The sequence below is a fragment of the Bradyrhizobium sp. WSM4872 genome (assembly GCF_055811715.1).
This window is the reverse complement of record NZ_JBVVPT010000003.1, coordinates 335,549-356,471: the sequence shown is the minus strand read 5'-3', so window position 1 is coordinate 356,471 and position 20,923 is coordinate 335,549. Positions and strand designations below refer to the sequence as shown.

At 65.0% G+C, this 20,923-nt stretch carries 26 protein-coding genes; 11 read left to right on the top strand and 15 right to left on the bottom strand.

From position 1 onward, the window contains the following. Positions 1-144: 144 nt before the first annotated feature. The 3 genes from AC0L3C_RS07415 to AC0L3C_RS07405 all read right to left on the bottom strand — a co-directional run bounded on the left by AC0L3C_RS07415 (position 145) and on the right by AC0L3C_RS07405 (position 2,578). The gene (locus tag AC0L3C_RS07415) at positions 145-1,170 is read right to left on the bottom strand and encodes an aldo/keto reductase (protein WP_473407542.1); all 1,026 of its coding nucleotides are present in this window, start codon (positions 1,168-1,170) and stop codon (positions 145-147) included. A 116-nt stretch (positions 1,171-1,286) separates the two neighbouring features. Continuing rightward, positions 1,287-1,523: a hypothetical protein gene (locus AC0L3C_RS07410; protein WP_473259496.1), complete on the bottom strand. Its 237-nt coding sequence runs from the start codon at positions 1,521-1,523 to the stop codon at positions 1,287-1,289. Positions 1,524-1,621: 98 nt separating this feature from the next. Then, positions 1,622-2,578 carry an AraC-like ligand-binding domain-containing protein gene (locus tag AC0L3C_RS07405; RefSeq protein WP_473407541.1) on the bottom strand — a complete coding sequence of 319 codons (957 nt, stop codon included), beginning with the start codon at positions 2,576-2,578 and terminating at the stop codon, positions 1,622-1,624. A 197-nt stretch (positions 2,579-2,775) separates the two neighbouring features. Between AC0L3C_RS07405 and AC0L3C_RS07400 the strand changes: the two genes are divergently transcribed. Both AC0L3C_RS07400 and AC0L3C_RS07395 read left to right on the top strand, forming a co-directional pair. Beyond that, a complete protein-coding gene (locus tag AC0L3C_RS07400) occupies positions 2,776-3,792 on the top strand; it encodes a carbon-nitrogen hydrolase family protein (protein WP_473407540.1) in 1,017 nt (338 codons plus the stop codon). Between the two features lie 27 nt (positions 3,793-3,819). Further along, positions 3,820-4,860, top strand: a complete 1,041-nt coding sequence (locus tag AC0L3C_RS07395) for a phenylacetaldoxime dehydratase family protein (RefSeq protein ID WP_473407539.1) — start codon at positions 3,820-3,822, stop codon at positions 4,858-4,860. A 5-nt stretch (positions 4,861-4,865) separates the two neighbouring features. Here the strand turns inward: AC0L3C_RS07395 and AC0L3C_RS07390 are convergent, their stop codons facing one another. Then, positions 4,866-5,504 (bottom strand): HAD family hydrolase, encoded by a 639-nt coding sequence (locus AC0L3C_RS07390; protein ID WP_473407538.1) that lies wholly within the window; start codon positions 5,502-5,504, stop codon positions 4,866-4,868. A gap of 71 nt (positions 5,505-5,575) precedes the next feature. Beyond that, on the bottom strand, positions 5,576-6,616 hold the full coding sequence (locus AC0L3C_RS07385) for a TRAP transporter substrate-binding protein (protein ID WP_473259507.1): 1,041 nt from the start codon (positions 6,614-6,616) through the stop codon (positions 5,576-5,578). Between the two features lie 114 nt (positions 6,617-6,730). Between AC0L3C_RS07385 and AC0L3C_RS07380 the strand changes: the two genes are divergently transcribed. From AC0L3C_RS07380 to tsaA, 4 genes are all read left to right on the top strand, one after another. Continuing rightward, positions 6,731-7,678, top strand: a complete 948-nt coding sequence (locus AC0L3C_RS07380) for a transglycosylase SLT domain-containing protein (protein WP_473407560.1) — start codon at positions 6,731-6,733, stop codon at positions 7,676-7,678. A gap of 105 nt (positions 7,679-7,783) precedes the next feature. Then, positions 7,784-8,524: an AzlC family ABC transporter permease gene (locus AC0L3C_RS07375; RefSeq protein ID WP_473407537.1), complete on the top strand. Its 741-nt coding sequence runs from the start codon at positions 7,784-7,786 to the stop codon at positions 8,522-8,524. Then, positions 8,521-8,871, top strand: coding sequence for an AzlD domain-containing protein (locus AC0L3C_RS07370; RefSeq protein WP_473277892.1), 351 nt, complete (start codon positions 8,521-8,523; stop codon positions 8,869-8,871). Before AC0L3C_RS07375 ends, AC0L3C_RS07370 begins: the two co-directional genes overlap by 4 nt. Before the next feature lie 31 nt (positions 8,872-8,902). After that, complete coding sequence (gene tsaA / locus AC0L3C_RS07365; protein WP_473407536.1) at positions 8,903-9,424, top strand: tRNA (N6-threonylcarbamoyladenosine(37)-N6)-methyltransferase TrmO; 522 nt, start codon at positions 8,903-8,905, stop codon at positions 9,422-9,424. 85 nt (positions 9,425-9,509) lie between these two features. Here the strand turns inward: tsaA and AC0L3C_RS07360 are convergent, their stop codons facing one another. From AC0L3C_RS07360 to AC0L3C_RS07345, 4 genes are read right to left on the bottom strand one after another with little or no spacing between them, the layout of a single operon-like run. Continuing rightward, positions 9,510-9,935, bottom strand: coding sequence for an HIT family protein (locus tag AC0L3C_RS07360; protein ID WP_473407535.1), 426 nt, complete (start codon positions 9,933-9,935; stop codon positions 9,510-9,512). Positions 9,936-9,987: 52 nt separating this feature from the next. Further along, entirely contained in the window at positions 9,988-11,229 is a 1,242-nt protein-coding gene (locus AC0L3C_RS07355) for a GNAT family N-acetyltransferase (RefSeq protein WP_473407559.1), read from the bottom strand. 54 nt (positions 11,230-11,283) lie between these two features. Beyond that, the gene (locus AC0L3C_RS07350; protein ID WP_473407534.1) at positions 11,284-12,030 is read right to left on the bottom strand and encodes a glycerophosphodiester phosphodiesterase; all 747 of its coding nucleotides are present in this window, start codon (positions 12,028-12,030) and stop codon (positions 11,284-11,286) included. A gap of 5 nt (positions 12,031-12,035) precedes the next feature. Next, positions 12,036-12,503 (bottom strand): RidA family protein, encoded by a 468-nt coding sequence (locus AC0L3C_RS07345; protein ID WP_473259516.1) that lies wholly within the window; start codon positions 12,501-12,503, stop codon positions 12,036-12,038. 233 nt (positions 12,504-12,736) lie between these two features. On the opposite strand from AC0L3C_RS07345, the gene AC0L3C_RS07340 reads away from it, so the two are divergent. Further along, positions 12,737-13,582, top strand: coding sequence for a cell envelope integrity EipB family protein (locus tag AC0L3C_RS07340; protein ID WP_473259518.1), 846 nt, complete (start codon positions 12,737-12,739; stop codon positions 13,580-13,582). Positions 13,583-13,646: 64 nt separating this feature from the next. Then, the gene (locus AC0L3C_RS07335) at positions 13,647-14,048 is read left to right on the top strand and encodes a RidA family protein (RefSeq protein ID WP_473277896.1); all 402 of its coding nucleotides are present in this window, start codon (positions 13,647-13,649) and stop codon (positions 14,046-14,048) included. A 42-nt stretch (positions 14,049-14,090) separates the two neighbouring features. Here the strand turns inward: AC0L3C_RS07335 and AC0L3C_RS07330 are convergent, their stop codons facing one another. Genes AC0L3C_RS07330 through AC0L3C_RS07320 form a run of 3 tightly spaced genes read right to left on the bottom strand, consistent with a single transcriptional unit; the run spans position 14,091 to position 16,095 of the window. Continuing rightward, positions 14,091-14,498, bottom strand: coding sequence for an ACT domain-containing protein (locus AC0L3C_RS07330; protein WP_473277897.1), 408 nt, complete (start codon positions 14,496-14,498; stop codon positions 14,091-14,093). After that, a complete protein-coding gene (locus AC0L3C_RS07325; RefSeq protein ID WP_473407533.1) occupies positions 14,498-15,787 on the bottom strand; it encodes a DNA polymerase IV in 1,290 nt (429 codons plus the stop codon). Before AC0L3C_RS07325 ends, AC0L3C_RS07330 begins: the two co-directional genes overlap by 1 nt. Then, positions 15,784-16,095 carry a DUF3572 domain-containing protein gene (locus tag AC0L3C_RS07320; RefSeq protein ID WP_473260085.1) on the bottom strand — a complete coding sequence of 104 codons (312 nt, stop codon included), beginning with the start codon at positions 16,093-16,095 and terminating at the stop codon, positions 15,784-15,786. The genes AC0L3C_RS07325 and AC0L3C_RS07320 overlap by 4 nt, the downstream gene beginning before the upstream one ends. Before the next feature lie 240 nt (positions 16,096-16,335). Between AC0L3C_RS07320 and AC0L3C_RS07315 the strand changes: the two genes are divergently transcribed. Both AC0L3C_RS07315 and AC0L3C_RS07310 read left to right on the top strand, forming a co-directional pair. After that, entirely contained in the window at positions 16,336-16,701 is a 366-nt protein-coding gene (locus AC0L3C_RS07315) for a response regulator (RefSeq protein ID WP_007603272.1), read from the top strand. 14 nt (positions 16,702-16,715) lie between these two features. Continuing rightward, the gene (locus AC0L3C_RS07310; RefSeq protein WP_473259527.1) at positions 16,716-18,089 is read left to right on the top strand and encodes a PleD family two-component system response regulator; all 1,374 of its coding nucleotides are present in this window, start codon (positions 16,716-16,718) and stop codon (positions 18,087-18,089) included. Between the two features lie 244 nt (positions 18,090-18,333). On the opposite strand, the gene AC0L3C_RS07305 is transcribed toward AC0L3C_RS07310, so the two are convergent. Next, complete coding sequence (locus AC0L3C_RS07305; protein WP_473277899.1) at positions 18,334-18,705, bottom strand: hypothetical protein; 372 nt, start codon at positions 18,703-18,705, stop codon at positions 18,334-18,336. A gap of 308 nt (positions 18,706-19,013) precedes the next feature. Here AC0L3C_RS07305 and AC0L3C_RS07300 point away from each other — a divergent pair, with 308 nt between their 5' ends. Beyond that, positions 19,014-19,172, top strand: coding sequence for a hypothetical protein (locus tag AC0L3C_RS07300; protein ID WP_473259531.1), 159 nt, complete (start codon positions 19,014-19,016; stop codon positions 19,170-19,172). A 525-nt stretch (positions 19,173-19,697) separates the two neighbouring features. On the opposite strand, the gene AC0L3C_RS07295 is transcribed toward AC0L3C_RS07300, so the two are convergent. After that, on the bottom strand, positions 19,698-20,090 hold the full coding sequence (locus AC0L3C_RS07295; protein WP_473277900.1) for a response regulator: 393 nt from the start codon (positions 20,088-20,090) through the stop codon (positions 19,698-19,700). A gap of 145 nt (positions 20,091-20,235) precedes the next feature. Continuing rightward, entirely contained in the window at positions 20,236-20,844 is a 609-nt protein-coding gene (locus AC0L3C_RS07290) for a TetR/AcrR family transcriptional regulator (RefSeq protein WP_473259538.1), read from the bottom strand. Positions 20,845-20,923 lie beyond the last annotated feature (79 nt).

Sequence of the window (20,923 nt, the reverse complement as noted above, 5' to 3'; positions counted from 1 at the left end):
GGGGGTCCGGCACGCGGGCCCCCGGCGCGCCCGCGGGCGCCGGCGCGCGGGGGGGGGGGGGCGCCGCGCCCCCCCCCCCCCGCCGCGCCGCCCCCCCCCCCCCCCCCCCCCCCCCCCCCCCCCCCCCCCCCCCCGCGCCGGTCGCTACACCGGCGGCGGATTGCGGTCGGTGAAGGTGGTGCGCTGGTGCCAGTAAGGATAGGGCAATGTCACCTTGCTTGCCGCGTCGAGCTTTGCAATCTGGTCCTGGGTCAATGACCAGCCGACCGCACCGAGATTTTCGCGCAGCTGCGTCTCGTTGCGCGCGCCGATGATCAGCGTCGAGACGGTCGGACGCTGCAGCAGCCAGTTCAGTGCGATCTGGGAGACGCTCTTGCCGGTTTCCTTGGCGACCTCGTCGATCGCATCGACGACGCGGTAGACGTGCTCGTCCGGCACGGGTGGACCGAACTCGGCCGTCTTGGGCAGGCGGCTTACGTCAGGCTTTGGTTGGCCGCGGCGGATCTTTCCGGTGAGGCGTCCCCACCCGAGCGGCGACCAGACCACTGCGCCGAGGCCCTGGTCGAGGCCGAGCGGCATCAGCTCCCATTCGTAGTCGCGCCCGATCAGTGAATAATAGGTCTGGTTGGCGACGTAACGCGGGAAGCCATGCTTGTCGGCAACGCCAAGCGATTTCATCAGGTGCCAGCCCGAAAAGTTCGACACGCCGACGTAGCGGATCTTGCCGGCGCGCACGAGCACGTCGAGCGTTGCGAGCACCTCCTCAGGAGGGGTGAAGGCGTCGAAGCCGTGAAGCTGGAACAGGTCGATGTAATCGGTGCCGAGCCGGCTCAGCGAAGCATCGATGGCTGTGAGCAGATGCTGTCGCGACGACCCAATGTCGTTGGGGCCGTCGCCGAAGCGGAACGTCGCCTTGGTCGAGACCAAAACCTTGTCGCGGCGGCCCTTGATGGCCTCGCCGAGAACGCGCTCGGATTCGCCGAGCGAATAGACGTTCGCGGTATCGAACATCGACACGCCGGCATCGAGGCAGATATCCAGAAGGCGCCGCGCTTCGGTCGCGTCAGTCGCGCCCCACGCGGCGAGGCGTCCCACGCCGCCGAAGGTGCCGGTCCCAAGACTCAAGGCGGGCACCATGAGGCCCGAGCGGCCCAAGCGTCGGTATTCCATCGATATGCTCCTCGGCTGGCCGCTGATTGATCCTCGCGACCTCTGTGACCGATGGTAGAGCAAGCACGCGCCGCGTCCTACGCCGCGCTCACATACCGGCCTTGCTGGGAAACGGCCTAGTCGTGCAGACGCATGTCATCGAATGCTGCGTCAGTCACGCGCGGGCCGGCCGCCGTTGTCGGAAGCCGAGCCGCGCCCCTCGGTGCAGGAGAGGCCACACAGGCGGCTTCTCCATCGCCCGGCTGCCGCGGCAGAAGCGTCAGGCCCCAGCCCACCGCGACCAGCACCGCGAGCCGGATCGCGATCACGCCGAGCAAGACCTCTGATCCGCTTATGGTGGCGTTGGTTCTCATGTGCAGAGCCTGATCCCGGCGGCAGCACCTGACAATCTGGAATTCACGAGCATGGCCTTCGCCTGAAGCGAAGGCTCGGGCCATTGGCTGCACGGACGTCAATGCCGCGACTGGCTCTGCCGGAAGTCGCGCGGTGACATGCCGAAATGCTCGCGGAAGACGCGGCCGAAATGCGAGAGGTCGTTGAAGCCCCAGGCGAAGGCGATCTCGCTGATGTGGCGGTGCGCGAGCACGGGGGAGGCGAGGTCGCGCCTGCATTGAGCGAGGCGCTCACCGAGGACGTAGCGCTGGAACGAGGTGTCCTCGTCGGCGAGGAGATCGTTGACATAGCGGGACGAGATGCCGAGTGCCGCCGCGGTCTCGGACAGTGAGAGATCAGGATCGGCAAGATGAGCCCGGATGTGCGCCTTCAATCGGTAGAGCAGGGCGGAGCGATGCGTCGAGGACGGCAGCGGTGTCTTGCCCAGCCGCTCGCCCAGTGCCATCGCCAGGACATCGACGGCCTGTTCCGACAGAGCGGCGGCGTGGTGCGGATCGATCTGATCCGCGCTCTGGCAGAGCCGGTAGATGAAATCGTAGGCGATCCGCTGCAGTGGCGAGTCCGGTCCGAAAGCGCTGGCGGTTAGGGTTTCAGTCGCACCGAGCCGGCGCTGCAGCATCTCGCGCGGCACCTTGAAGATGGTCTGCGTGAAGGTGCCGTCGAATTTCAGCTCGTAGGGCCGGGTGGTGTCATAGAGCGCAAACTCTCCCGGATGCACCACCGCCTCGCGCCCGTCCTGCACCACGGCGCCGGCGCCGCGATTGCCGAGCGCGATCAGGATGAAATCCTGATCCGAGCGCGCGATGCGCGACGGCGTGCGCAACACGTGCTGACGGTCGGAGTAGACCTCGGAGCATTCCGCCTTGCCCAGTGACGCCCGGGTGACCGAGCCGCGAAAGGCGCTGCCAAGATCGGACTTGCAGTCGAGCCCGACGAAGACGTCGCAGACGATATCCTGCCAAAGCGCAAGCCGACGGTGGCCTGGGCTGTCGTCCGTGGTGAACTGGATTGGCATCTGCAGAGCCTCCCTTTCACATCCCGCAACATCGCGCGTTGGCGCAGGTCCCGCCTGGCCGGAGGCAAATCCCGTACCGGGCCGGCGATCCCGTCCGGTCGAGTTTTTGTTCCGCCGCGGTCGAGCGCCCGCCGCCCGGCTTGGTCAAATAGACTGCATCGGACCTGGCTTCCGATCAACCGGCAAGGGAGGCGGGAATGGGCATCGAACATCCGAAATACATGGTCGCGGTGGTGCAGGCGGCGCCCGCCTGGCTCGATCTCGACGCCTCGATCGACAAGTCGATCGCCCTGATCAGGGACGCCGCCGAGAAGGGCGCCAAGCTGATCGCCTTTCCGGAAGCCTTCATCCCCGGCTACCCTTGGCACATCTGGATGGATTCGCCGGCCTGGGCCATCGGCCGCGGCTTCGTGCAGCGCTATTTCGACAATTCGCTGTCCTATGACAGTTCGCAGGCCGAGCGGCTGCGCGACGCCGTGCGCAAGGCCAAGCTCACTGCCGTGCTCGGCCTGTCCGAGCGCGACGGCGGCAGTCTTTATCTGGCGCAATGGCTGATCGGGCCCGATGGCGAGACCATCGCAAAGCGCCGCAAGCTGCGGCCGACCCATGCCGAGCGCACGGTGTATGGCGAGGGCGACGGCAGCGATCTCGCCGTGCATGCGCGGTCCGACATCGGCCGTATCGGCGCACTGTGCTGCTGGGAGCATCTCCAGCCGCTGTCGAAATACGCGATGTACGCCCAGAACGAGCAGGTCCATGTCGCGGCCTGGCCTAGCTTTTCGCTCTACGATCCCTTTGCGCCAGCACTCGGCGCCGAAGTGAATAACGCCGCCTCGCGGGTCTATGCGGTGGAGGGCTCCTGCTTCGTGCTCGCGCCATGCGCGACGGTCTCGCAAGCGATGATCGACGAGCTGTGTGACCGGCCGGACAAGCACGCGCTGCTGCATGCCGGCGGTGGCTTCGCTGCGATCTACGGTCCCGATGGCAGCCAGATTGGCGACAAGCTCGCGCCGGACCAGGAGGGCCTCTTGATTGCCGAGATCGATCTTGGCGCTATCGGCGTCGCCAAGAATGCCGCTGATCCAGCTGGGCACTATTCGCGCCCTGACGTGACCCGGCTCCTGCTCAACAAGAAGCGATACCAGCGCGTCGAGCAGTTTGCGCTGCCGGTCGACACCGTCGAGCCCACGGATATTGCCGCGGCGGCGAGCTGATCGCCGGAATCAAGGGGAGGCACGCCTATGGAATCCGCAATTCCTCTGCATCTCGAGACCCCGCGCACGCGCCACAAGCGCGTGCCGGACGATTACCAGCCGCCGTACCCGTCCTTCGTGGCGCGCTATAAGCCTGCCGTGAACCGCGTCGTGATGGCGTATTTCGGCCTGCAATATCGCGATACGGCGCCGGCGGCTGCAACGGATAGGCTCGCCGAAATCGCGGCGCGGTTTGCCGCGGAGGGTGGGCCCACGCATTGGGACCGCGCGCAATATGCTGATCAGGCCGGCTACGAGAACGTCGTCTCGGTGGCCTATTGGGACGACATCGCTCGCTTCGCCAAATGGTTTGCACCGGCGCGCGAGGCCTGGACCGGAACGCAGCGCGAGGGCATCGGCACTTTCATCGAGGTGCTGCGCCCCATTGTGGCGCGGCACGAGACGCTGTTTTCCTCGCTCGGCCGGCCCGAGGGCGTCGCCGCTATCGCCGGCGGCATGAGCGGCGAGGTGCAGGAGCACGCCTATTGGGGCGGCATGCGCGACCGCATCCCGCTGTCGCAGACCGATCCAATGTCGCCGGGCGGCAATCCCGAATTGATCCGTGACGGCGCGCGGCTACGCGTGCAGGCGCACGACAATCTCTGCCTGATCCGATCAGGCCAGGATTGGAGCGATACCGAGTCGTCCGAGCGAAAGCTCTATCTCGACGACGTCGAACCGGTGTTGCGCGAGGGCATGGATTTCCTGCGCGATGACGGCCTCGGCATGGGCTGTTACGCCAACCGTTACATGCGCGTGCTCGCAGCCGACGGTGACGTGAGTGAAAAGTCCTACGGCCAAGGCTGGTGGAAGAGCTTGGCGGCCCTTGAGCGGTGGGCGGAATCGCATCCGACCCACGTCAGGATATTCGGCGCCGCGATGAAGTACCTGTCGACGCTTGGCCCCTCGGCAAAACTGCGGCTCTACCACGAGGTCACCATGGCGGCTGCCGACGAGCAGTTCTTCGAATATCTGAACTGTCATGCCAAGACCGGCATGCTGGCGGCGGTGGAGACCGTCGCCGCTTGATAGAGTTAGATCACGCAGTGACCGAGCAGCTCGGGATGCGCCGCGCAGATGTGATGCGCGCCGGCGTCCCGCAGCTCGGTCTCGCTGCCGTAGCCATAGAGCACGCCGATCGCGGTCATGCCGTTGGTGCGGGCGCCGACCACGTCATGGCTGCGGTCGCCGATCATGATCGCGCTGGCGGGATCGACTTTGGCTTCGTCGAGCGCGTAGCGCAGCAGGTCGCGCTTGTCGACGCGGGTGCCGTCGAGTTCAGAGCCGAACACGCGCTCGAAATACGGCTTCAGGCCAAAATGCTCGACGATGCGGCTGGCGTAGACCGCCGGCTTGCTGGTCGCCACGAACATGCGCGGTGTTGTCGCGGCAAGCGTTGTCAGTGTGTCCATGATGCCGGCATAGGCCTCGTTCTCGAACAGGCCGACATCGCTGAAGCGATCGCGATAGAGCAGCAGCGCCCGGTCGGCAAGTTCCGCGCTGCCCGTGAGCTTTTGCAGGCTGGCATGCAGCGGCGGCCCGATGCACCAGGTCAGCTCGTCTTCGCTCGGCACCGCGACGTTGAGCCGCTCCAGGGCGTACTGGATCGAGCGCGTGATTCCGGGCTTCGGGTTGGTCAGCGTGCCGTCGAGATCGAAATAGATCGTAACCATCAGGGTGGCACCGGCGTTGATATCGTCGCCTGTTGCTAGTTGGCTGGGTCCTCAAGTCAAGAGGGGATGCTTCATTGTTGCCGAGCCCATTCGACGATCGCGGCGGCGTCGGTGCCGGCCCGTGCCTCCCAAGCCGTGATCGCAGGCGTTGCCGCCTTTCGGAGCGTGGCGACGAGAGACGGCGGCGCCGGCTCGGCGATATGGACGCCATTGTCCCGCATGCGCGCATAGTTCTCGATGGTGCGGTGGGTCAGTAGCGCGAGCTGGCTCTGCTCTGTCTCGGCCGCCGCGGCCAGCACCTCGCGCTGCATCGGTTCGGATAATTCGGCAAAGGCGTCGCTGCGGATGAAGGCGATCGAGATCGGCATCGCGTAGTTGATGGCCGTGAAATGCGGCAGGAAGTCCCACAGCTTGCGCCCTGCGCCGCCGTCGCCGGAGGTGAGGAAGGCATTCAGGCGGTGTTCCCTCAATCCGCCGAGCGCCGCATCCATCGGCAGGAATTGCGCGTTGGCGCCGGCCGCGCGCATGACGTCGGTGGAATTGGCATCGTAGGTGCGCAAGTTCAGCTTGGGCAAATCGTCGGCGCCTTCGAGCGCATGGTCCGACCACAGGCCCGTGGCCGGCCAGATCGTCACATAGAGCAGCTTGAGGCCGCGCGCCGCGAGCGCCTTCTCGTAGAGAGGGCGCGCCCGCAGATTGGCGGCGCGGGCGAGATCCACCGATTGCACCAGGAAGGGCAGGGTGGACAATCCGAGCACAGGGTCGAGGCCCGAGAGTGCGCCCGCGAAGGCATCGCCGCCCACGATCCGGCCGTCCAGCGCCGCGCGCGGCATCTCGCCCGAGTTGATCTTGAGCTGATTGTCGAAGGCGTTCGTCACGGTCACGAAACCGTGGGTACGGTCGGAGACGCGGGTGGCGAAGGTCGTGAGTCCAATCCCGGAGATGTTATTCTCGGGGTATTCCGTGGTCATCCGCCAAGTGGCTTGAGATGTGACTTGAGACGTCACCTGCGCCGCGGCCGGCGCGACGCTCAGGATGAATGCGGCGAGGACAAGGATCGCGCGGATCCGTTTGGCGGGGTAACGCATTGGGAGAAGCAGGTCAGGCAGCATATATTGGCAACTCGTCGAACCATGGCACGATGCCACAACATGGCAGATCACACCGTCGCATGCCGCGCCGAGGCGCGCCACCGCCATGCCTGCACAGGATGGGTGCAGATTGCGATGTTCATCATCCCCGCGCTGCTCGTCCCGGCGACACAGGCCGCGGCGTGGAACAGTTCGCCCGCCAAGACCGATGTCGCCGTCCCCAGCGTCGAAGAGCTCGCGATGCCGCCGGCGAAGCCCGCGGATGCGCGCGAGAGCGACACGCGGGAATCGATCTGCCTGATCGTCGAGGCCGCAGCGCGCGATGCCAATCTGCCGCTGGAGTTCTTCGCCCGCGTGATCTGGCAGGAGAGCCGCTTCCAGGCCGATGCGGTGGGACCTATGACGCGCAGCGGCGAACACGCGCAGGGGATCGCGCAATTCATGCCGGGCACCGCGAGCGAGCGCGGGCTGCTCAATCCCTTCAATCCGGTGCAGGCGCTGCCGAAGTCGGCGGAATTCCTGAACGAGCTGCGCAAGCACTTCGGCAATCTCGGCCTGGCGGCGGCCGCCTACAATGCCGGGCCGCGCCGGGTGCAGGAATGGCTCGCCGGCACCGGCGGCATGCCGGAGCAGACCCGCAATTACGTTCTTGCCATCACTGGCACGAGCGTCGATGCGTGGGCCAAGGCAGGCGCAACCGGCAAGGGGCCGCCGAGCGCGCCGCCGACGAGCTGCCGCGATCTGATGGCGCTTTTGAAGCGCGCGCCAAATGCTTTCGTCGCCGAGCTCGAGCAGCATGTGGAGCTTGCGGCCGCAAAGATCTGGGGCGTGCAGCTCGCCGCCGGCTTCGACCGCAACCGGGCGCTGGCGATGTATTCCCGCGCGGTCACGCGGCTGAGCGCCGTGATCGGCGATCGTGATCCGAGCCTGCTCAGCTCGGTGATGCGCAGCCGCGGCACGCGCGCCTTCTACCAGGTGCGCATCGGCGCCGATACGCGGAGCGAGGCGGATGAACTCTGCGGTCGCATCCGCAAGGCTGGCGGGGCGTGCTTCGTGCTGAAGAACCGCGGCGTGAGCGGGTAGGGTATCTGTCCCAGCGTGCATGCCAGCCCCGCCGCGCGCTTCCTTGACGCGAGGCGCCGCATTGCCCGTTATGCGGGCACGATTCCTCATCCGGCCAAGACTCCCGTGGCGCTTCCTCCGCTCGATTCACCTCAATGGCAAAGTCCCTGGCGCGCCTTTGCGTGGGGGCTGCGCTCGATTACGCAGACGATCCTCACCCTCGTCCTGTTCGCAACCTATCTCGGCATTGGCGCGCTCGCCCACGATACCCATTTCAGCCTGCTCTGGGCGCTCTGCTCGACGCTGTTCGTCTGGGCGGGGCCGGCGCAGATCATCCTGATCACCACGCTCGGCTCAGGCGCGACCATCATCCAGTCGGCGATCGCAGTCACCGTCAGCGCCGTGCGCCTGTTTCCGATGGTGGTCTCGGTGTTGCCGCTGATGCGCACGCCGACGACGAAGCGGCGCGAGCTTTTCTTCGCGGCGCATCTCACTGCAGTGACACTGTGGGTCGAATGCCATCGCTTCCTGCCGCAGGTGCCGCGTGAACGCCGGATCGCCTTCGTCAACGGACTTGGCTTCGGTCTCGTTTCGGTGTGTCTCACCGCCAACACGGTCGGCTATTTCCTTGCCGCCAATCTGACCCAGACGCTTGGCGCGGCGATCCTGTTGCTGACGCCGCTGTCCTTCCTGTTCTCGACCGCACGCAACAACCGCGAGGTCGCCGATGTCGTCGCACTGGCGCTCGGGGTTCTGCTCTATCCGCTGGCGGCGAAGATGAACTCCGGCCTCGACATCCTCGTCAGCGGCCTCGTAGCGGGCACCATTGCCTATGGCGTGCATTGGTGGCGGGAGGTGCGCGCATGAACTTTGCGCAGCTCATTGGCGACTGGCAGGCGCTGGCGGTGCTGTTCGTCGCCGGCGTTGTTCCCAACCAGATATGGCGCATGCTGGGCCTGTGGTTTGGCGGCGGCATCGACGAGGGCTCCGAGCTTCTGGTCTGGGTACGGGCGGTCGCCACCGCGATCCTGGCCGGCGTCATCGCCCAGATCGTGGTCGAGCCGCCCGGGGCGCTTGCGAGCGTGCCGGACGCCTTGCGCTACGGTGCGGTCGGCGCCGGTCTCGTCGTCTTCCTGCTGACCCGCCGCTCGATCTTCGCGGGCGTGGTCGCGGGCGAAGTCTTCATGCTGGCCGGCAAGTGGTGGTTGGGCTAAAACCGCCGGCGAACAGCAGGGAATTGGAAATATGGTTCGGGAAAACCAGCTCCGCGAGGGTGAAGTCTCCATCGAGCTGCCGCCGACACAGGATGCCGGCCTCGTCTTCATCGGCCGCATCCGCACGCCCTGGAGCTCGCGGCTGGAGACCCCGCGCCAGGGCCGGACAGACGGCCCGATATGCCGCCTCGAGGTCTTCGAGCCGTTCGTGCCGGCGATCAAGGGCGTCGATTTCTACAGCAATCTCGAAGTGCTCTACTGGCTCGACAAGTCGCGCCGCGACATCGTCCTGCAAAGCCCGAAGAACAATGTGAAGACCCGTGGCACGTTTTCGCTGCGCTCGCCGGTGCGCCCCAATCCGATCGGCACGTCGATCGTGAAGCTGGTCGGCATCGAGGGCAACGCGATTCTGGTGCGGGGGCTCGATTGCCTCGACAACACGCCGCTGATCGACATCAAACCAGATCGTTGCGAGTTCACGCCGCTGGCCGCGCCGCAGCCGGGGGATTTCAGACGGAGTGAATTTTCTCGGTCATTCCGGGGCGTGCCGTAGGCACGAGCCCGGAATCCATCGGGCAGCAGAGAAGGCCGTGAAATGGATACCGGGTTCGCGACTTCGTCGCGCCCCGGAATGACGATTAGCTCTTCAACGCCGCGATCAGCTTGGTCGCGTTCTCTTCCAGCACCTTGACGTCTTCCTTGCGGCTGGCGGGCGGAAGCATCGCTACGCCGTCGTGGCGCGGCATCACGTGCATGTGCAGATGAAACACCACCTGTCCGCCGGCCGCCTCGTTGAACTGCTGCACGGTGATGCCGTCGGCCTTGAATGCCGTCATCGCTGCCGCAGCGATCTTGTGCGCGCCGCGGGCGACATGGGCGTAGTCGTCAGGCTTGATGTCGAGGATGTTGCGGGCAGGCGCTTTTGGAATCACCAGCGTGTGGCCAGGTACCCGCGGCATGATATCGAGGAAGGCGAGCACGTGCTCATCCTCGTAAACCTTGTGGCAGGAGAATTCACCGCGCAGGATCTTCGCGAAAATGTTGTCGGGGTCATAGGCGGTCATGGCGGCGGCTCCTCGAAACTTTGCGCTTACTGTCACCAGCCGCAGCGAACCGTCAAGGCGCCTCGTCGACGCCTTTGCGGAACGGGCCGAGCCCGGCCAGCTCCCGTCCGGCTTCCGCGACATAGGCGCGTTCGCGCTTGAGGTAATCGTCGATGGCGCGGCGCAAGCCCGGATCGGCGATGAAGTGAGCGGAGTGGGTGGTTCGCGGCAGGTAGCCGCGTGCGATCTTGTGCTCGCCCTGCGCACCGGCTTCGACGTTCGTTAGCCCGCGTTTGATGGCGAAGTCGATCGCCTGATAATAGCAGACCTCGAAATGCAGGAAGGGATGATGCTCGACCGCACCCCAGTTGCGCCCGAACAGCGTGTCCGAGCCGATGAAGTTGATCGCGCCCGCGATCCAGCGATCGTTGCGGCGTGCCATGACCAGCAGCACGTCCTGGCTCATGGTCTCGCCGATCAGCGAAAAGAATTCGCGCGTCAGATAAGGCCGGCCCCATTTGCGCGAGCCGGTCTCCATGTAGAATTGAAAGAAGGCGTCCCAGGCATCTTCGGTGATGTCCTTGCCCGTGAGGCAGTGGATGGTGATCCCGGCCGCCAGCGCATCGCGTCGTTCGCGCTTGATCGATTTGCGGTGGCGGGAGTTTAGCGTCGCCAGGAAATCGTCGAAACTCGCAAAACCCTCGTTGTGCCAGTGGAACTGCTGGTCGGTGCGCTGGAGGAAGCCGTGCTCGGCCAGCAGCTTCCACTCCGCCTCGCGGGCGAAGGTGACGTGGACCGAGGAAGCCTTGCTGACGCCGCACAGCGCCACCAGCCCGCTCGCCAGGGACTCCGTGATGCGCGCGTGGTCGACGCCGTCGCGGACCAGCAGCCGCGGTCCCGTGGCCGGCGTGAAGGGAACCGAAACCTGCAGCTTCGGATAGTAGCGGCCGCCGGCGCGCTCATAGGCGTCGGCCCAGCCGCGGTCGAAGACATATTCGCCTTGCGAGTGCGATTTCAGATAGCAGGGCACGACACCGGCGACGTGGCCGTCGATCTTGGCCACGAGATGCCGCGGGCCCCAGCCGGTGCGGATTGTTGCCGAACCCGATTTCTCAACGGCCGATAAAAACGCGTGGGAGACGAAGGGGTTATAGGCAGGCTTTGAGAGGCCGGGGGAATCGCCTGGAAGCCCGGATGAGGTTCCCTTGCCACGCCCGTTACAAAGCTTGCCGGGATTGGCGCAGGCGTCCCAGTCGTCCGGCGATACTTCGCCAATGGAAGGTACGGCCTCAAGGGTGATTTCGGATGGTGCCATCATGCCCAAGATCGTGCATTGCAGCAGCGACTTCAAGAGTGGGAAACATCAAGCCTACGGCAGGAAGCCCTCGAAGATCATCTGGTCCGCATGTTGCGCGACCCGCGTACGCTGCTCGGTCGTACGCACGGTCCAGCCGAGCAGAGCGCAGCCGAACAAATTGCGGGCGATCCAGGGGGCCGGGGCGGGCAGGTCGTCGACCCTGAAGGCGACGAAATGCGGCTGGGTCTGGAAGCCGTGGCGCAGGTACAGCATGCTGTCGCGCTGCCCCTGGGTCAGGTAAGCCCAGTATTCGTCCTCATAGCTCCGCTGCGCGACGATGCCGCGCGGGCGGGAGGGCAGCAGCTCGGCCAGCGCCAGCACCTGGTCCGGGTCGAAGGACATGCCGACGGCAGGTCCGTCATAGGACGCCAGCACCTCGGCCATCCGCTTCACCAGCTTGCGGTCGCGGTCAAAATGGCTCTTGACCTCGATCACCAGCGGCACGTGGCCGGCGACCAGGCCGCAGAGGTCGCTGAGCGACATCATCCGCTCGGCCGTGTCCTTGAACGTGAGCGCCTTCAGCTCGGCGGCGGTTTTCTCGACCAGCGGCCCGGTAGCTTCGGTGAGGCGGCCCAGCGCATGGTCGTGATGCACCATGGCCTCGCCGTCGGCGGAGAGCTGGATGTCGAGCTCGATCGAGAAATTGCCAGCAATCGCAGCCTGTACCGCGCCCGGCATGTTCTCGACAATGCCGCGGGAAATATCGTGCAGGCCGCGGTGGGCGACCGGGCGGGCTGTCAGCCAGTCAGGAGCGCGCATTCGCCTCAGGCGACCTCGAACACGCCTTCGACCTCGACCGCCGCATCCGCGGGCAGCGAGGCGACGCCTACCGTGGTGCGGGCATGGCGGCCCTTGTCACCGAAGGCTGCGACCATCAGGTCGGAGGCGCCGTTGAGGACCTTCGGTCCGTCCAGGAAGTCCGGCGCCGAGTTGATGAAGCCGCCGAGGCGCACCACGCGCACGACCTTGTCGAGGTCGCCGAGCGCCGCCTTGACCTGGGCCAGCAGGTTGACGGCGCAGCCGCGGGCGGCCGCCGCGCCGTCTTCGATGGTCACGCCGGCGCCGAGCTTGCCCTTGGCGATCAGCTTGCCGGCGGGATCAAAGCAAACCTGGCCGGAGACGAACAGCAGGTTACCGGTGCGTACGAACGGGACGTAATTGGCCACGGGGGTGGGGGCTTCGTGCAGCTTGATGCCCTGTTCCGCCAGCTTGTGCTCGACCGTGCCCGCCATGTCCGACCTCGTTGTCCAAAAATCCATCCGCCCGGGCGCATCCCTTGCAGCACGGGCGGGCTCTGTTTCGCCCATCATGCCGCCACATGCAAGCAACCGTCGGGGGTGGCAATTTGTTGAGGCAAGGCAGGAGGTTCAACGCAAGGGCCGCAACTTTACGTGAAACGGCCTCAGTTGCGACGCAATGGAACGTTCATTAAAATGTCGAACTGCGCTTTCCCCAGGGACCAGACATGCTGCACCTTTTCCGGACTTCGCTCGGTGTGACGGCGCTTGCGGCGGCCGCTCTCGGCCCCGGAGGCGGGGCACTGGCCGCGAACGGTCCGTTCCTCGCGCATCAGGCGCTCTATGATTTGAGCCTGGTGAAATCGCGCTCCAATTCGATCAACAGCGCGCGCGGCCGCATCCTCTACAATTTCACCGGAAGTTCGTGCGAGGGCTACACCTCCGAATTCCGCCAGGTGTCCGAGCTCGACAGTGGCGAGGGCAAGGTCACGCTCAGCGACCTCCGCTCCAATTCCTGGGAGGACGCCGGCGGCAAAAGCTACCGCTTCAAGATCGAGACGCGGATGAACGAGGCGGATGCCGGCCGGGTCGACGGCTCGGCGGAGCGCGACGGCGACCACATCAATGTCAAGCTGAAGCTGCCGGCGCCGAAGAGTTTCACGCTCGACGGCAAGATCGTGTTTCCGACCGAACAGATACAGCGCATCATTGCCGCCGCGAAGGAGGGCAAGTCGCTGCTCGAGCTCTCCGTCTATGACGGCTCCGACGATGGCCAGAAGGTCTACAACACGCTGACCGTGATCGGCCAGCCGATCCCGGCCGAGCGCGAAGGTTCGCCCGATCCCTCAACGTCCGATGAGCACATGAAGTCGCTCAAGCGCTGGCCCGTCACCGTCAGCTATTTCGACCGCGAGGCCCAGCGGAAGGAAGGCGAGCAGACGCCGGTCTACGCGATGGCATTCGAGCTCTACGAGAACGGTGTCTCGCGCCAGCTTGTGCTCGATTACAATGATTTTGTGATTTCGGGCGCGATGGGCAAGTTCGACGCGAAGGACAGCAAGCCCTGCAATTGAGGGCTGGCCTGCAACGCGGTCTCTGGCTACGCTCCCTCCCAACCACAAACATCCGGGAGGCATCATGCCCAAGCTCGATCATCTCCGCCCCAGCGGCCTGCATCACAATCCCGCCTATTCGCATGTCGTCACGGCCACGGGGGCGCGGACAATCTACATCTCCGGCCAGGTGTCGGTGGACGAGGAGGGGCGGATCGTCGGCGAGGGCGACATCGCCGCGCAGACCACGCAGGTGATGCAGAATCTCGGGCATGCGCTGAAAGCAGCCGGCGCGAGCTACGCCAACATCGTGAAGATCACGACGTTCGTCGTGAACTACAAGCCGGAGCTGCGCCCGATCATCGGCAAGGCCCGCTCGGCGTTCTTCGAAGGCATGGAGCCGCCGGCCAGCACGCTGGTCGGTGTCACGGCGCTCGCCGCGCCGGAATGGATGATCGAGATCGAGGCGGTGGCGGTCGCGGATTGAGATATTTCCCGTAGCCTGGATGGAGCGAAAGCGTAGTCCGGGCTACACTTCCCTCGTGAGCGACATCTCTTGCAGAAGAACCATCGCTTCGTCTGCCCTGTCAGCGGGCACAAACAGATGATCGTGGTGGAATGCCGACACGGCGTTCACGCTGATGCCGGCTCCAGCGAGATGTGCCGTGATCGCCGCCAGGAAACCGACCGCATCGAGTGCGGAGTGGACCGTCAGGGTGATCAGGCACGATGCAAATGCGTAGTGTAGTCCCGCCGCTTCGGCCTCGTCGCGAGGGATCACGAGTGTCGTTCCTTCCTGCTCGCGGAACGTCAGCAAAGGGCTGAGCGCAGCGGCAAGCGGCTGGTTTGTCGGGCTCGTGCAGAACACGAAGATGCCTGGCCGCAGATCCGGCTTCATGTCTCTCAGCAGCGCGTCGAGGTCGCGTTTGCCTGTCATCACTCCTCCGCCTTTTCCGGCCCCTCATACGCGATGCCGCGGATCACTGCGGCGCTGCCGAATTTCTTGCGCAAACTGTCCACCGCGCGCTCGGCGTGGGCGGCACGGCGGTCGAGCATGTCGGTGTCGTCGGCGACTGAACCCTCGCGCAGGGCGCTGACGCCGGCGCCCATCAGGCGGAAAGCGGTGCCGTCGATTTCCTTTGCCAGCATCTCGCGGCAGATCGAGAAGATCTTCGCGGCAAGCTGCGTCGGGGCCATGATCGACTGCGAGCGCGTGCGCTGGCGGAAATCGGCGGTCTTCAGCTTTAGCGTGACGGTCAGGCCGGCGAGTTCGCTGCTCTTGAGGCGAGACGACGTCTTCTCGCACAGCCGCCACAAGATCTTCTCCAGCGTTGCGAAGTCGCGGATGTCGGTCTCGAACGTCGTCTCGCTCGAAATCGTTTTGGCGCCCCGATCGGGCTCGACGCGGCGGTCGTCGATGCCGCGCGCCAGCCGCCACAGCCTGCGGCCGTCGCTCGGAAACTGCCGCATCATCTCGATCTCGTCGGCCTTTTGCAGGTCGGCGATGATGCGGAAGCCGCGTTGCACCAGACGCTCCTGTGTCGCGGGTCCAACGCCGAAAATGAAGCCGACCGGCTTGTCGGCCAGCATCTCGCGCGCTTCCTCCTGGTCGAGCGCGGCAAACCCGCGGGGCTTGTCGAGGTCGGAGGCGATCTTGGCCAGGAACTTGTTGCAGGAGAGGCCGACCGAGACGCTGATGCCGATGTCGCGCTCGATGTTACGTGCGAACCGCGCCAGCACCTTGGCCGGGATCATGCCGTGCACCCGCTCGGTGCCGGAGAGATCGAGGAACGCCTCGTCAATCGAAAGCGGCTCGACCAGTGGCGTCAGCGCCTGCATGGCCTGGCGCACCTCACGCCCGACCCGAACATATTTCGCCATGTCCGGCGGGATCACGGCCGCATGCGGGCAGGCTTCCAACGCCTTGTACATCGGCATGGCCGAGCGCACGCCGTAGGTGCGCGCGATGTAGCAGGCGGCCGACACGACGCCGCGCTTGCCCCCGCCGATGATGACCGGCTTGTCGGCGATTTCGGGATTGTCGCGCTTTTCGACGGTCGCGTAGAAGGCGTCGCAGTCGATATGGGCGATGGTCAGGCTTGCCAGCGCGCGGTGGCGGGCGAGGCGGGGGGAACCGCAGGCGGAACAGCGCCGCACGCCGATATCCAGATCGGCCGAACAATCCCGGCAGAAGCAACGGGGCCCGGCCGTCTCCAGGGAGGTCACGGCACGTCGCGCTCCCAATGGGAGTCGCCGAGCGCGTCGCCGAGAACCTGCCGCGCTGCGGCAACATTGGTCGGATGCAGTTCCGCGGACGAGGCAAAGGCCTTCACGGTGGCGTCATCGCGCATCACGAAATCGAGCACGCTCAGCAGGAAATTGGGATCCGAGGCGGCATTGCGCAGCATCTCCGGGCCGACCCCTGTCTCGGCCAGGAACAGGCCCAGCCGCTCCGGCTCGCCCGCGACGAAAGACAGCGCCTGAAGCGCAACGATTTCAGCGACTTCGCGGGGGTTGTGAACAGGCTTTTTCACGTGGCCGGTTTGCCTTTCCGTTAACTTTCGGTGTCTACTTTGGGCCACCATGCCCGAGTCTCGTTCGTAAGTCTTGCGACCCCCGACAAGCAACTGGAAACCACATCGCAGAAAGTCGGCCCTCGGGTTTAACGAAACTCAAGCGAATTCGAGGCTAGTTTGAATCCAGTTTTCGAAGCGCCGGCGACCGGCGCCTGAGGCGTCACATGCATCGGTCTGCGGACCAATCAGGAGGGCGGGATGGCTAAGACCGTCCTGATCGTGGAAGACAACGAGCTCAACATGAAGCTCTTCCGCGACCTGTTGGAGGCGCACGGCTACCAGACCACCGGCACCAGCAACGGCTACGAGGCGCTCGACCTCGTTCGCAAGATGCGGCCCGACCTCGTGCTGATGGATATCCAATTGCCGCAAGTCTCGGGCCTGGAGGTGACGCGCTGGATCAAGGACGATCCGGAGCTGCGCAGCATCCCCGTCGTCGCCGTCACCGCGTTCGCGATGAAGGGCGACGAAGAGCGCATCCGCGAGGGCGGCTGCGAGGCCTATTTATCCAAGCCGATCTCGGTCGGCAAATTCATTGAGACGGTCCGACGTTTCATCGGATAGGAAGTGAGTTCACAGTGTCCGCGCGTATCCTCGTCGTCGATGACGTCCCTGCCAACGTCAAGCTGCTCGAAGCCCGCCTGTCCGCCGAGTATTTCGACGTGATGACCGCCGCGAACGGCACCGAGGCGCTGGCGATCTGCGCTCGCGCCGAATGCGACATCATCCTGCTCGACGTCATGATGCCGGACATGGACGGTTTCGAGGTCTGCCGCCGCCTCAAGACCAATCCGGCCACGCACCACATTCCCGTCGTGATGGTCACCGCGCTCGACAGCCCGGCTGACCGCAACCGCGGGCTGGAAGCCGGCGCCGACGATTTCCTGACAAAACCCGTCTCCGACGTCGTGCTGATCGCGCGCGTGCGCTCGCTGACCCGGCTGAAGATGATGACCGATGAGCTGCGCATGCGCGCCATCACCTCGCTCGAGATCGGCATGCAGGCGCCCGAGCGCAGTGCAATCTCCGACACCGGCAAGGGCGGCCGCATCCTGCTGGTCGACGATCGTCAGTCCTCCTATGAGCGGCTGGCGACGATCCTCGCCGCCGAGCACACCATCGACGTCGAGCCGAACCCGACGGAGGCGCTGTTCCACGCCGCCGAGGGCAATTACGATCTGCTGATCGTCTCGCTCGACCTCAACAATTTCGACGGCCTCAGGCTATGCAGCCAGGCGCGCTCGCTGGAGCGCACGCGGCATGTGCCGATCCTGGCGATCGCCGACCCCGAGAACGCGACGCGCCTGCTGCGCGGGCTCGAGATCGGCGTCAACGACTATCTGCTGCGTCCCATCGACAAGATCGAGCTGCTGGCGCGTGCCCGCACCCAGATCCGCCGCCGCCGCTACACCGACCATCTGCGCGACAACGTGCAGAACTCGATCGAGATGGCGATCACGGATGCGCTCACCGGGCTGCACAATCGCCGCTACATGGAGAGCCATCTCGCGACGCTGGCCGAGCAGGCCGCGACCCGCGGCAAGCCGCTGGCGCTGATGATCCTGGACATCGACTACTTCAAGTCGATCAACGACAATTACGGCCACGACGCCGGCGACGACGTGCTGCGCGAATTCGCCGTGCGGGTGCGCAAGTCGATCCGCGGCATTGACCTTGCCTGCCGCTACGGCGGCGAGGAGTTCGTCATCGTGATGCCGGAGACCGATCTCCACGTCGCCGGCATGGTCGCCGAGCGCCTGCGCCGTTCGATCGCCGGCGAGCCCTTTGCGATCCACAAGGGCACCAAGCGCATCGAGGTCACGATCTCGATCGGCCTGACCACGCTGGAGCAGAAGGGCGAGGCGGTTGGCGATGTCCTCAAGCGCGCCGACACCGCGCTGTATCGCGCCAAGCACGACGGCCGCAATCGCGTGGTCTCGCACGCGGCGTGAGGCCGCTCGCAGAGCCAGGCGCAAAAAAAAACGCGAAAACAACCCCATGCACAGTAGCCGACGCTAGTCGGATCAATGGCTTACGTCGGCCGCAAACGGGTCGATGCAGACAGCAACACCGTTTGACTCGTCGGGCAAAACAGGAGCATCCTGCTAGCCTCCCGAACATCCCACGAACTCCGCTGTCATCGCGCAGGCGAGGAGCGGCACGCCACGGCGGACCAGCCGGCGTCCACCCTTCAAGTCAGGGAGGATACGGCTCCGACCATTCTGCCTTGGCCAGGGCCGCGCCCGTGCTGGACTTCGCGATGATTTCGTAAGTGTACAGGCCGGAATTGCAGGGGCCCCAGGTTCGTAAGCTCTCCGGCTTCACGATGTTGTCTGAGGGGAATGGGATCTCCTGGCCCCCCATCTCGTAGTTCTTCTCTCTGCGAAACTTGACGACGATCGTGCGCGTGCCGGGCGGCACACTTTTCAACTTGATTTCGGGATTGGGGAAGACGGTGGTGCAGGGCCGCGGAGGTCCAAACGTGAATTGGATCTTCATATCGTCAGCCCAGGCCGGATTGCAGATGATCAGAAATGAAAATGATAGCAATGACGAAAGTCTAATCATGGGCACGCCCCAAAAAGAAATCAGTGTATCGGCAGGGCCGCCTGAAGCCAAGTTTACCCGTTTCTCGCTCTTGCAGCCCTCTTCGGGACGTCACAGAAAAGGCCCGCCGTAGCGGGCCCTGTGGAGATGGCGAAAGTCCGGGTCACTTCTGATCGACGTTGCTGGTCCCCGAACCGGGCGTACCGATCGGCAAGCCGTTCGCCGCATGTCCGACCCCGACGCCGGGCGCACTGACCGCTCCTGGCGTTTGATCCTGCGGAAGCGTCTTGACTCCGGTTCTTGCTTGCTCCGCGGGACTCATCTGGCCCTTGTTGTCGCTGTTGGCACCGTTGGTGGCCGTGATGCCGGACCTGTCGGTCCCGTTCGGCGTGCCCGTCTGTGTCGACCCGGACGCGGTGTTGCCCGCGCCCGAGCTGCTCGGTGCGGCCGGTGCACTCGCGGTGTTGCCGTTCGGCGTCGGGGGCTGAACGTTCGGGTTGGTTGGAGAGTTGTTCGTGTGAGCGCCGGTTGAGGTTCCGTTTGTGCCCATGCCGGATGGCGCCGAGGGGCCTCCATTGGCGGCGCCAGACGTGCCAGTGCCTGCGCCTGAGCTCGCGGATGATCCGGACGCGCCACCGCTCGCGGCCGCGCCGCCCGCGCCTCCGCCAGCGCCACCACCACCTCCGCCGCCTTGTGCGAGGACGGGCGCGGCAACAGCGAAGGACAGTGCGGCTGTAAGAAGAAGCGATTTTCGATTCATGACCTTCTCCGGGTGTAAAGAAGATCAACGACGTCGAAATGACGATGGTTCCTTTCCTCCACTCGCTTCGGGAGTTCAGCTTCTAGCGGAGCTTCCTGATCTATTCGCGGACGTTCGCGGCATACTCTTCGATGATGCACCGCCGGGTTCTCATCCCTCTCGCGGAGCTTCACTTCTGGCTTGGACGTCGGTGGATCATCGCTCATGCGTCACACCAGCTGTCCCTCGGCAGGCGACTTCGATCAAGACTAGATCAATGCGAAGGTGGGACTTGGTTGAGCAGCTGCGATACTGCCGTAACGACCTGGGCGGGCGCGAAGGGCTTGCTCAGCAGAACGCTATTGGGCACGCCGTGAGAGGGCCACTGATCGGCTCCAGCGCCGGTCATATAGACCACCGGCATCTCTGGATTGATCTCTCGGGCCTGCTTTGCAACGTCCCAGCCGGTGAGCTTACCGGCCAAATGAACATCGGTGAGCAACGCGCGGTATTTGGTAGGGTCGCCTTTCAGCAGGGCAACCGCGTCCTCGCCTGATGAAACAGTCTCGGTCTGAAATCCACCGTCTACGAGGGCCTCGCCCACCATCTCTTGGATGAGAGCTTCGTCCTCTACAATGAGGACTAGCAACAATTGGCTATCTTGCACCGGCCCCACCCTCTGTCGCGCACCATCGCGGCAGTGCAGATAAGTGTAAGAGTGCACAAAAGTTCCCGCATGGAAACCGGCGCCGCGTGCACTCCCTCAGGGACATCGGCGCGCCTTCTTGCGGCGAGCGGACCTTCCGGCTGCGTCAGGGATGGCGGGCCGACCGCTTGCCTGGCTTCACTGCAGCCTCGTCTCCCACGTCCACCCCCGCATTCCGCAACAGCACCGTCGCCGCCTCCTTCGCGGCACGCGCCATGGCGGGGTCGTCGCGGACGAGATCCTGCGCGATCGAGCCGTCGACCAGCAGCACGAGCTGCGTTGCGAGCGCCTCCGCGTTCGCGACGCCGAGTTCGTTGAGGCGGTCGCGAAACCAGACGCGGCGGCTTTCCTTGAAGGCGATGGCGATCTTCTTCACGGCGCGGTCGGCCGGGCCAAGCTCGGCAACCGCATTCACGAACGGGCAGCCGCGAAAGTCTTTTGCGGCGAAGCGGCGCTCAAGCGAATCGAAGGTGGCGAGGATCTGCTCGGCCGGGGGCTTCTCGGAGGGGCGGGGCTGCACGAAGCGCCGCTCCAGATAGGCCGCGATCAGCGCGTCCTTGGAGGGGAAGTGGTTGTAGAGCGTGCGCTTGGAGATGCCGATCTCGGCCGCGATGGTGTCGACGCCGATGGCGCGAATGCCTTGCAGATAAAACAGCTTGTCGGCGGTCTCGAGGATCCGCTCTTTCATCGTCTGTGGGGCGGGCGGGGGAGCCATGCGGCGGTGAGTGTCCTGTTCGCTTGACAGCGCGTGCTATCCATAGCCTAAGTACACAGGTCTGTGTAACCAAAATCAA